We start from the raw sequence: 11,661 nt of genomic DNA on the forward strand, positions 1-11,661 counted from the left end.
TACGTATATTTCCTCCGCTAAAGTAATGCATTGTTCGTCTTTGCTTAACATTTTAGTTATGTCCCAGCTTCTTTATTCTTCCGTATATTCCTGCAGCAGTTCTTCCATCGCTTTATTTAATTTCTGTACATCTACCTTTTCAACGGGTTGGTCTTGAATGGCGTATTTCCTTTTTAATTCTAAAATTCTACGTACACTTTCATCGATTCTCTTTTCACTCAATTCACCCGTTTCTACTACATGAACAAGTGCCTCGATCGCTTCTTTCGCCTTGTCATATTCGTGGGCAATTAAGATCACATCACTTCCCGCCTTAACAGATTGGACGGCTGCTTCCCCCATCTCATATTGATTCGTGATCGCCTTCATCGTCATATCATCAGTCACAACAACACCGGTAAAATGAAGTTGGTCTCTCAATAAGTTGGTGATCACCTTTTCTGACATGGAGGATGGATACGCAGGATCTATTTCTGGAATTAAAATATGGGCGACCATCACCATATCAGCCCCCTCATCGATTGCCTTTTGAAACGGGATGAGCTCCAACTTCTCCATTTCTTTAACAGATTTCTCAATGATAGGAAGCTCTAAATGAGAATCAACGGCCGTATCCCCATGTCCAGGAAAATGCTTGATCACAGACATAATTTGCTGTGATTGAATTCCTTTCATTGTTTCAATCCCTAACCTACTCACAAGCTGTGGGTCGGGCCCAAATGAACGATCATTAATCACAGGATTATCTGGATTACTGTTAACATCGAGCACAGGAGCGAAATCAAGATTAAACCCAAATGCCTTAAGTTGTTCTCCAAGCACCTGCCCCACTTGATAGGAAAAGGTTGGATTGTTCAACATCCCAATCTCTTCATTCGTTGGCAGAGACAAGATATCATCAGGGAACCTGGAAACCTGCCCACCTTCCTGGTCCACCCCTAGGAAAAGCGGAAAGGGATTCTGCGTGTTTTCTTTCTTTATGTCATTTAATAACGTGAGCATTTGCTCCGAAGTTTGCAGACTTTCCGAAAAGAAGATAAAGCCGCCAACTTGGTGATGCGTGATTAGCTCTTTTGTCCCCTCATCCAACTCTGCTCCATCTGGCCCTACAAAAATCATTTGCCCGATTTTTTCACGTATATTCATATCATTCAGTTGCTCGGTCACATTCTTCTGCGCTCTTAGTGCTTTGCCCGAATCCGAATAAAGCGAAATATGATCAACCGCTGGATTTTGTTCCGATTCTGTCGGTTTTGGCAATATCCATTTCAATTGTTCACTCTTCGTCACGTTGTACACTAAGATCATTTGATCAACATGTTCATCTTGATAATAACGAATATCATCTGGTTTACCTTTTAATTTTTCAATGGTTTCTAAATGAATACCCCCCAGTTCAGAGGCATAGGAACGAATATCCACCACCCGATCTGTCCGCGAGCCTATCGTCATTTCTTGATCGTCATAATGTTGATATACCCCTTCAGCAAGTGTGTCGGTTTTATCAGCATCTCCCCACAGCTTATAGACTTCCTGGAGACTGGATTCTCCAGCAACCAAAGGAACTTCCGGAACTCTTCCTAGTTTGGCCTCGCGAAAAATAGACGCTATTAATTCCTCTTGATTCTTTTTACTACTTGGAGCAGACTGCTCCTGCCAACCTCGCCAGAAGAAATAAGCCACCATCCCTATCACAAGAACGCTCAAACAAATGAGCACTTTTTTCGTCATCTGAACCACTCCATTACAAACATTGTCATTACACTATACTATTGTTCACTACTTCCACCAAACTAGAGGTAGGAACAGAGATTTTCTCCACAAATAATAACAATACGTATAGATTAATTGCAGAATTAAATGGGATACAAATCATTTACACAGTGCTCTTAGAGGGATAATTTACACCTAATTTCAAGCGGCAGTTATCTAAATTTATAGACGCTATTATTTTACAGGAATGCGAAAACTTTGGACAAGACCGCATTGACTTTTTCCTCCCCCTCTGCTACAGTGACAGTAACTAAAAACGGAAGGGTGACCCAATTAGATGCGAAACTAATCCTATTTTTTGAAAACAGTCGCACGAAACGTGGTAAAGCACAGATATTGATCTGTTTACTTTCACATGTCTTCGAACGATCTTTTCAGAATAGGATTGGTTTTACCTGTTGGGCAAAAAGGGAGTCATGTCTCTTTTTGTGTTACCCGTATGCCTCCTATTCTGATGGATATAGGGGGCTTTTTTGTCTCCTAATTTTAAATTATGGAGATGATTCGATGATGTTACTAGAAGCAACCGAGCTAAAGTATTATGTGCAGGATCGCCTATTAATTGAGACAGAGCATTTGCAAATTCAGGCAAATGATCGGATTGGCTTAGTTGGAACAAATGGAAGCGGAAAAACAACCTTATTAGAGCTATTAGCACAAGAAAAACAACCAGAATCCGGAAAAGTTGACTCTTATGCTGGGAGCGAACTCCTTCCTCAATTAAAAAAGACGAATACAACTAAAAGTGGCGGTGAAGTGACACAGGAGTATATTAATCAAGCGTTGGCCAAGAGGCCAGATCTCTTATTTGCTGATGAACCGACTACCAATTTAGATACGGAACATATTGAAAAGCTTGAAAAACAATTACAGAGATGGCCAGGAGCCTTCATCCTCGTCTCCCATGACCGAGCGTTCCTTGATGCTCTATGTACGTCCATTTGGGAATTAGAAGAAGGACAGATCAAAGAATACAAAGGAAATTATGCTGATTATGTGACACAAAAAGAATTAGAACGAAGGCAACAAGAGAGCGCTTATGAACAATACGAACGGAAGAAGCAACAATTAGAGGAGGCACTCGTATTAAAAGAACAGAAAGCAGCTCGTGCTACAAAAACTCCGAAAAACTTAAGTGCATCCGATGCAAGGATTAAAGGGGCAAAGCCGTATTTCGCTAATAAGCAAAAAAAGCTTCGCCAAGCTGGCAAATCGATTGAGACCCGCCTAGAAAAATTAGAAAAAGTGGAGAAAGTGAAGGAATTGCCATCGATTAAAATGAATCTACCGAACGAAGAAACGTTTAAAGGCCGGATCATTCTGAGGGTAGAGGGTGTCTTAGGGAAAATCGAAGAGCGAATCCTTTGGCAACCGGCCCATTTTCAGGTAAAGGGTGGGGATAAGCTAGCTATTATCGGACCGAATGGCAGCGGAAAAACAACGCTTATCAAGAAATTGCTTCGTCAAGAACAAGGCATATACTTTTCCCCTGCTGTGAAAATTGGCTATTTTAGTCAGAACTTAGATGTTTTACAACCCGACCAATCGATTCTGGAAAATGTTCGCTCCACCTCCACACAAGAAGAAAGTTTTATCCGCACTGTGCTTGCAAGACTGCACTTTTTCGGTGAGGATGTCTATAAAAACGTGTCTGTTTTAAGTGGCGGTGAGCGTGTTAAAGTCGCGTTTGCCAAAATCTTTGTAAGTGATATTAATACTATTATCATGGATGAACCGACAAACTTCCTTGATATCCAAGCTGTGGAGGCACTAGAGTCCCTGCTCCAGGGCTACGCAGGCACCGTTATCTTTGTTTCTCATGATCGTCGTTTCATTGAATCGATTGCCAATCGAATTTTAACAATTGAAAAGCAGGAATTACAGGTTTTTGATGGAAGTTATAAGGAATATAAACAAGCAAGTGTAAAAATGGAGCGAGATGCATCAGAGGATAAGCGACTTTTACTCGAGACGAAAATAACCGATGTCCTCAGTCGACTGAGTATTGAACCTTCGCCAGAATTAGAAGAGGAATTCCAACAATTATTGCACCAAAAACGCAATTTGGAAGAGGAATTGTAGGAAAGTAACTGTGAACAATATCCGTGGTTTGTACCTGATCACGGGTATTGCTTGCATGATATCACTAAAGGGGAGGTTTGTTTTATCTTTTTCAAAGAAAATCCTAACTATCAGCTAAAGGCGGTCCATTTCGCCTTAACGATTACTTTTATTTTTTGGAGTTCGATTCTTTTTATTAATGCCTTCTTTGAAAATTTCAAAGGAGCACCCCTTATTCAAAGCTCTTTTGTCATCCTGATATCAGGGTTGGCCATCTTCTTTCTTACCGAGTTTATATTTTCTCGTTTTCTCCAAAGAAATAACCACAATTAAGGAAGTAGTGGTTTACTTTCTGGAGAGGGCTGAAAAATGTGTCCAAGTAAAGAGTTCGTCCTTTTATCATCATTTGGGCCTCTGCATAAGTAAGACATCTAATTTAGTTTCGATTCTTTGTAAAACTCTCAAAAGCTCTTCAGACTGACGATCTTGATGCTCGCCTTCTGCTCTTTTCGAGAGATTGGGTGATAAGGTTTGTTTCTGTTGAAAGTCACGAACTCTTTTTACATCCATTTATGTGCCTTCTTTCTATAAGAATCTCGTACGTTCTTAATAAAGAACTATTTATTATTCTAAATGAAAACTCTATAAATGGCAACAAAAACTTAATATGGGAGGAGCCTTAAAATGCAGTCTTTCAAATTACATATGGATGTTTATGAGGCAACTAGCAAACTAAACGATCTTTTTAAAGAACCAGCTTCCAATGTGACGGCGATTGAGATGGGAGAGCTTAGTCGAGTATTTAGCTTCAACCATCTACAAAAGGAATATGTGGTTCATTTTAAAAGCGATCGGGAATCGTTCGATAAAGCAAAATATATGTATGAAAAATACTCTTCCCCCTCCCTTCCTATTCCAAAGGTAGTTAAAATTGGAAGTCTGCCTGATATGTATTATGCTATCAGCGAAAAGGCAGCGGGTAAACCAATAAGTGATTGGGATGAAGAAAATAAAGTAGAGGCGATTCTAAATCAATTGGCCATTCATTTTACATATATGAGTCAAATTCCAATTGATCCAGCTGTTGGTTTTGGAACAATCACAGCAAACCAAGTAACTGGCCAAAGGAATTGGCAGGAAACATTGATTCATTTTTTCGATCCAGCCCAAGAAGGTTTCCATCACAATTGGACAAGATTCTATACGGATAGCTTTTTAGAGAAAACTTTATTTACGGAAGGCTTTGACAAAATGATGGCCCTGGCTGACTATTCTCCTTCTGAACCACATCTTGTTCATGGTGACTTTCATCTAGGCAATATGCTCTCTGATGGACAGAGAGTGACAGGCATAGTCGATTGGGAAATGGCAATGTATGGTGACTTTATGTTTGATCTTGCTGGTTTGCATTTTTGGGCGCCACATCTTGAATTTCCACAGCGAGTAAGAAAATCGTGGATCGAAAGTGGAAAAGACATTCCTTATTTTGAAGAGAGGTTACGCTGCTATTTGCTCTTTAAAGGGATTGATGGCCTTCGCTTCTTTGCAAAGAAAAACGACAAGGATGCCTATGATTATATGCGGAGTAGAGTGATTGCATTACTGGAGGAATGATTATATTTTTCTATACGAGAGTAAATCGTGGCTATACGGGAGTATTTGGTGTTATACGATAGTATTTTATGCTATACGACAGTATTTCACATCTATACGGGAGTATTTATACTCCACTCTATAAAATAGCTGTCCAAGTTTGGACAGCTACTCTTATGACAAAGGCGATCTGAAAATCGCAAACAACTTTACTTTGAATAATTTAATTCCCAAGTGATCCCGTATTGATCCTTTACAATCGCATGTTTCGCTCCCCAGAAAGTATCCTGTAGCGCCATTTGAATCTGTCCCTCTTTGGACAGCGCTTCGTATATTTGGGTGATTTCCTCTTCACTATCTAGATCAGGTCCAAGCAAAATCGCATTTCCATTCACTATTTTATCAGCAAAGACATCAGCAAAATATAGCACACATGCTTCATTGATATGAAGCTCTGCATGAATATACTTCCCTTCATGACCTTTAAACATTTCCATTCCGTCACCTAATTGTGTATTTTTGATTTCTCCACCAAATACTTGCTGATAGAATTCGATCGCTTCTTTGCAGTTCTTAATCCTTAGATGGGGGACCATTCGCTTCATACCAAAACCGCCTTCTATATTTTATAAGAACAGATTACTCCCTTCATGCTTTCATGTCAAAAAGCAAAAAAGCACCATTGGAACAAATATAACCGGTCGAATTCCCCCTCTCCAGCTAATACATTGCTTTAGCATCCTTTGGCAAAGAATGAACATGATGCAAATGGGCTGTTACCCTAGCATCGTCTGCCTCTGGATATTGATAGTCAAAATGGGCGGCGACCTTTTGCGCAGATGTTCGAAATAAATCTCCCATTACAAACAGCGCCTTCCATATATTGTCATACTCTCCATTCGGATAGGTTTGGACAAATTGCTCCCAGGTTTGCTCATCAAGATAGTGCTTAAAGTATTTCCCGCTTTTGCCTGCACTGACAGAAAACTCCGTGGCAATACCAATTTGCCACTCCAGCATTTTCATAAGCATATTTCTAACAGGAATATCCATCGTTTCTTTTGCATAGGAAAGTTCTTCACGCCAGAGCCCTTTGGCAACATAGGGACTCACCCACCAAAATTCATTACAGCAATCAGCAAACTGTTTTGCTGTGGGTGGTTGTACCCAATAATCCCGATCACTAGCAGTAGGGAATGGTTTGAGCAAATGATCCTTGTCCAGTAGGATGATACTCAAACTATCATGATCATAACTGATTAGTTCACCCGCTCTTTCCTCAGGAACTAAGGTTAAATCAATCCTGTTCCCATCTGTGAATTGCATTAAATAGACAAAAACTCCATTATTATCGGGAGGGATCAAAGACATATCCTCTGGCATTTGCATAATCATGATCTCACCAAACTGCTGGATCCATTGATGATTTTTTGTAAAAGTTGGCAAATCCCTTACGACATATACAATATCATAATCTTGAAAACAGTCCCTCGGTGCTCGCGGATTCGTTCGCGAACCATTCATGACCACAGCACGAATGCGCTCATCTTCCTCAGCAGTCCCAACAATTAAACTCATCATTTCTTTCTCTGTTCTCATTTTCAAAATGAAATCACCTCATATTCTATCCTATAAGGGTTAAATCTCTTTTTTAAAAAATAAAGTTAGTATAGCAACCACCTTCAATGCTTTCCTTGCTTGATAATTCCTATTTCCTTTAACGACACAGCTAGGCGATCTAGTTTCTTCCTCCACGGGCTTCGATGATCAGGCTTTAGCTCAACCCCTGACAGTCTCGCAATTGTTTTCACTACTTCCTCAATCGATAAACTATCGGTTTGGATATGTTCCTTGAACAGGCTATTTTCCAAACTTTGTAGTCGCCCCTCAGCTTGCTGATAGGCCCATGAGTTCTCCCCTTCCCAACGTTTTAATAATCGCTTTTTGATCGTCGATTTAGAGGCCTTTAACGTAAAGTGCTGAACAATGACACCATTTTCTCTTAATCTGCCTATTATCTCGTCAAAATATTGCTCATTTGTTAAGGTCATTGGCACAATTAAAACACCATTGTATTCTTGGTCTAGCTGTTTTAATAAACGATAATTTGCCTCTCGCCATAACGAATAATCTTGAAAATCATCCTTTGCAACCTCTTTTGGCACATTGGCCATCAGCATATAGCCGAATCTCTCCGGGTCATAAACAAAGGCCTCTTCAACTCTTCTTTGTAATTCATAAGCTGCGGTTGTTTTCCCACTACCAAATGTGCCATTCACCCAAATAATCATCTAACTTCTGCCTCAAATGTAATGATTTCATCCGGATCCGTTGGGTATCTACCATGTACATAATTTGAAGAACAAATGATATTTTGATAGCCTAGCTCTTTTAATAGCAACGTGAATTCTTCAACTCCATACCAACTCAATTGTAATTCCTGTAATTCTGTTGCAAGCAAGTGCCCAGCCCTCCACTTTTCATATTTTAAAAGGGTAGTTGTTCGCTGTACTACCCAATTTATATGAACAGATTTACTTTCTAGTGTCATACCTTCACCATTAGGAAGAGAAAATACTTCAGTTGTGCTCGCCCCCTCCTTAAAATCGTAAGGAAGTAATAAGTCTACGATAATACGGCCTCCACTCGCTAAATGTTGCTTAAAATTTTCCAGCACCATAACTGCCTTTTCACGTGATTCGATCAAACAAAAGGTGCCAGTTGGCATAATGATCGCCTGATACTGATGAGGAAGTGTAAAATCCTCTAGTCGCATTTCGTATAATTCAGGAGTAAGTTCACGTTGTTGACAGCGATTTCGACACGACTGTAGCATATCTGGAGAATAATCAATCCCATCTACTATAAGTCCTTTTTCTAACAATGGGATAAGACATCTTCCAGAACCCACCCCAGCTTCTAATACTCTTCCATCGACGTTTTTTAATCGATTGAGATAGTAGTCGATATCGCCATTGATCGACTGCCCCAACGGTTTTGTATGATCATAAAGTTCTGTACTAAGCTTGCCATAATGACTAAACATCTAGTATTTTACCTTCTTTCATAAGGATACGGGCATAATCTCTTAAAGCGAGTAGTTGTTCTCGCTCCCACTCGCATCCACCCGTTTTCCTCTGCTGTTCTTCAATAGAATCCGAGGAACGATAGACTTCAATTGCTTGTTGGATGATGGGATGATATTCTTTTGGAAAATGTGTAAGTCCCCATTCCCCACCTTCATCCTTGCTATGCACTATTTCCTCTCTCTCATCTAGCAATTGAAACACGCGACAAATATTCAATACACTATAAAAGGGCGTCTCGATAATATGCTCATCTTCTAAAATCCATTTTAAATCGTCGAGCACCGCTGCCATAAAATCATTCCAGTTTATCTCTCCGAAAACACCCTCAATCGATTGTCCACCTAGACAAATCCCGCGTTGCACAACATACATCAGGTGTGTGGGCAAATCCTCATCAATTCTTTCAGTACGATAATCTACCTTCTTTTGTAAAATAGTTTCATGCCAATCGGAGCTATAATGAAGTTCATAGGGAGTTGGGATCGGTATCTCCTTCGCGACCTTGGAGGTGATCACACTAAGTTCAATATTCCCGATGGTCGGTCGCTTCTCAGCATGGCGGGCAATAGCTATTCCTACGTTTTCAGATAAAGTCGCAGGAAGTTTTTGCTCAACCACAACGATCAAATCAATATCACTTTTTGGCCGATAATAGCTCCCCATTGCTAGCGAACCATGGAGATAGATCCCAACTAAGGTATCTCCTAAATGATTTTTTAAAATTGCATTCAATTCGATCACATACTGTTTTATATCGTTATCACAATTTCCCCAAACTTGTGGCAAACCAACATCTCCTTCATCTAGTGAACTTTTTGAAATCTAAAGTCAGTCTTGGGCTTTAGTTAAGCAAGAGGAATAACCATATTCCATGTATGGTCGAAATTCCACACTTCCCCGATGCCTGTCGCTGCAAATAGATGGGTGGGAACATTATCTTCTATTAATAAAAAAGGTCTTTCCAAATTCGTCATTTTTTTCTGGGTACCATCATCCCATTTCACTGTTCGTGAATAAGCCTTTTCTTTGTGGATATCCCAGTGTAAGCAATCTGTGCTACTTGCATAGACACCAGCGCCCCATTCCCCCGTTAATCCATTGGAATTATTTTTGAAGTCGTCCTTGACCAACAGATGGAAACGATTGTCGGAATACCATAAGAAAGGATCTTCTACATGCAAATCAGGATCTGAGAAGTTCAGGATGGGAGCATCTGATAAGCGGCGAAATGGGCCATCAGGCTGATCAGCCATCGCAACCCCTAATTGAAGGGTAGCGCCTGCATATTCTCGTGATTTATAGATCATATAGGTTGTTCCATCAGGCAAAATCGTTACCGCAGGATTAGTGGTCACCGTACCATCCCATTTCCCTAGACGGGGTTCCAGTAAAGGCGTATTCAATCGCTCCCAGGGCCCGAATACAGAAGTTGCTGTCGCAAGACCTATACGCTTATTATTCCACACCTCTAATACACGTTCACTGGACGGTGGATTTTCCGGCGTTGGGATAGGCCCGCCGTATGTTGTACCCATATAATAGAGATAATACGTACCGTTCCAATATTGTATATAAGGATTATGTTGATTCATTCCGTCAAAATAGATGCGTTCCCTTCGTCCCAATACCACTTCCTCATAGCGGTAAGGACCTTCCGGGGTATCACTAGAAGCTCGGACGACTTCACAGTTAAATAACCAATTGGCACCAAAACCAAGATTTCTTTCCCAACGCGATGCAAATAAATGATATCTTCCGTCTTCCCCTTTTACACATGATCCGCACCAAATAAAATAATCTTTCTCTTTGTATCCCCCATGAACAGGAGCCGGTTGTAGGCGATGATAAATAGGATTTGCCAAAATATGAAACTCCTCTCAAAATTTTCTCTTTCTTTTTACCATACTATGGTAAAAAGGCTGGGACATAATAAAAAGTTAAGCTCCAAGGTCTTAGCGGAGGAAATATACGTAGACTCCTGAGAGTTAGGCAAGACCTCCTAATGTTGGATGGAGTGTCCAACATTAGGGGAGCAGCCCAAGCCTGAGGAGGCTTGCCACTATCCCGCGGAAAATGAAGTATATTTCCGGAGCGGAGGTATATACCCTCTAGTGATTCGCTTTTTTCCTTGGTCCCGGCCTCATCTTCCATGCGCCAAGAAAATGTGTATCCTTTCGGAATACGATTATTCCTGATCGATGAGGTATTCTATGGATACCCCTCTCTAAATCTGTGTCAATACATAAACTAGTGGATCTGATTTTTCTTCCGTTCCAAAAAAATAAAGCTGATTGGCTAAAAAAAGCTCATAATACCGTTCCTGAGAAGGCTCAGGGTCACCCCTCAACCCAATTTGCATTTGCGGTGGAGCATCTTCCACGAGTTCAAACTGAAAATCCTCCATTAATTGCATAAGGAAAAACATCGGCACTTTTCCATCATAAGTGGCTGGCGCTTCATCTTCCAGAAGCCAATTAGGCTTCCCGCCCACTTTATTAGCCTCGGGATCTCCGTTTACAGCCTCAAGTATCCAACGTTTAAATTGAATGTTCTCTTGATAATCTCTTCGAATCACCCCTTCTTTCGTCGCAAAGATTTCAATTTTAAAATTTCTTTGGTAGGACTCAAGAAATCCTTTCGGAATATTGGCCCCTTTTAAAGGAACTGGCAATATTTCTGGAATACGCTCCCCCTCATGAGCACAGCTTGTGCAATGAAAAACAGCCATTGTTAACCCTTCCCATAAATGCCCTTCCGGAAATGCGACTTGAAAAAAAAGGGTTTGTTCAGCACCGCATAATTGACAATGAGGTATTGGTCTATCCTCTGGAAGTCGAGGCTGACCACCAATAAAAGAATGATCGCTTTCTTTTTGCTGTGACTCTGCCTCATCTATTTTTAAAACATAACCGGACATTTTTCTTCAACTCCTTGTCATTTATCCCGCATTAACGGGTAGTAATAGCCTACCTTAAGGCTTTGTACGGGGATAACTGCCCTAATCTAGCTTCAGCGCCTAGCTACTAGCAAATTTGCTATTTCTGCTTGCGTAAGTCAATAGAAGGTGGGTCACAGGATGTCGAGAATTTTGCCTTTGTTCTTCTCATCCGTGTAGGATAAGGAAGCAGACTAAGTTCGCGACATC

11 protein-coding genes are annotated in these 11,661 nt (G+C 40.6%); 2 read left to right on the forward strand and 9 right to left on the reverse strand.

What is annotated here, in order from left to right:
- Positions 1 to 72: 72 nt before the first annotated feature.
- Positions 73 to 1,731, reverse strand: coding sequence for a beta-N-acetylhexosaminidase (nagZ, locus tag IPU53_RS23135; protein WP_207453647.1), 1,659 nt, complete (start codon positions 1,729 to 1,731; stop codon positions 73 to 75).
- 549 nt (positions 1,732 to 2,280) lie between these two features.
- Here nagZ and IPU53_RS23140 point away from each other — a divergent pair.
- A complete protein-coding gene (locus IPU53_RS23140) occupies positions 2,281 to 3,855 on the forward strand; it encodes a Vga family ABC-F type ribosomal protection protein (RefSeq protein ID WP_207453648.1) in 1,575 nt (524 codons plus the stop codon).
- Between the two features lie 381 nt (positions 3,856 to 4,236).
- Here IPU53_RS23140 and IPU53_RS23145 read toward each other — a convergent pair whose 3' ends face one another.
- The gene (locus IPU53_RS23145) at positions 4,237 to 4,404 is read right to left on the reverse strand and encodes a hypothetical protein (protein WP_207453649.1); all 168 of its coding nucleotides are present in this window, start codon (positions 4,402 to 4,404) and stop codon (positions 4,237 to 4,239) included.
- A 114-nt stretch (positions 4,405 to 4,518) separates the two neighbouring features.
- Between IPU53_RS23145 and IPU53_RS23150 the strand changes: the two genes are divergently transcribed.
- The gene (locus tag IPU53_RS23150) at positions 4,519 to 5,448 is read left to right on the forward strand and encodes an aminoglycoside phosphotransferase family protein (RefSeq protein ID WP_207453650.1); all 930 of its coding nucleotides are present in this window, start codon (positions 4,519 to 4,521) and stop codon (positions 5,446 to 5,448) included.
- Between the two features lie 188 nt (positions 5,449 to 5,636).
- Here the strand turns inward: IPU53_RS23150 and IPU53_RS23155 are convergent, their stop codons facing one another.
- From IPU53_RS23155 to IPU53_RS23185, 7 genes are all read right to left on the reverse strand, one after another.
- Positions 5,637 to 6,032, reverse strand: coding sequence for a VOC family protein (locus tag IPU53_RS23155; RefSeq protein WP_207453651.1), 396 nt, complete (start codon positions 6,030 to 6,032; stop codon positions 5,637 to 5,639).
- Between the two features lie 115 nt (positions 6,033 to 6,147).
- Entirely contained in the window at positions 6,148 to 7,026 is an 879-nt protein-coding gene (locus IPU53_RS23160; protein ID WP_207453694.1) for an aminoglycoside 6-adenylyltransferase, read from the reverse strand.
- Between the two features lie 83 nt (positions 7,027 to 7,109).
- Positions 7,110 to 7,718 (reverse strand): AAA family ATPase, encoded by a 609-nt coding sequence (locus tag IPU53_RS23165; RefSeq protein WP_207453653.1) that lies wholly within the window; start codon positions 7,716 to 7,718, stop codon positions 7,110 to 7,112.
- A complete protein-coding gene (locus IPU53_RS23170) occupies positions 7,715 to 8,473 on the reverse strand; it encodes a class I SAM-dependent methyltransferase (protein WP_207453655.1) in 759 nt (252 codons plus the stop codon). Before IPU53_RS23170 ends, IPU53_RS23165 begins: the two co-directional genes overlap by 4 nt.
- On the reverse strand, positions 8,466 to 9,302 hold the full coding sequence (locus tag IPU53_RS23175) for an aminoglycoside adenylyltransferase domain-containing protein (protein ID WP_207453663.1): 837 nt from the start codon (positions 9,300 to 9,302) through the stop codon (positions 8,466 to 8,468). Before IPU53_RS23175 ends, IPU53_RS23170 begins: the two co-directional genes overlap by 8 nt.
- Positions 9,303 to 9,361: 59 nt before the next feature.
- Complete coding sequence (locus IPU53_RS23180) at positions 9,362 to 10,378, reverse strand: glycoside hydrolase family protein (RefSeq protein WP_207453665.1); 1,017 nt, start codon at positions 10,376 to 10,378, stop codon at positions 9,362 to 9,364.
- Positions 10,379 to 10,740: 362 nt separating this feature from the next.
- Entirely contained in the window at positions 10,741 to 11,433 is a 693-nt protein-coding gene (locus IPU53_RS23185; protein WP_207453666.1) for a hypothetical protein, read from the reverse strand.
- Positions 11,434 to 11,661: the final 228 nt, after the last annotated feature.

Origin of the sequence: Bacillus sp. SD088 (assembly GCF_017355205.1) — a bacterium.
Classification (GTDB): Bacteria; Bacillota; Bacilli; order Bacillales; family Bacillaceae_C; genus Lederbergia.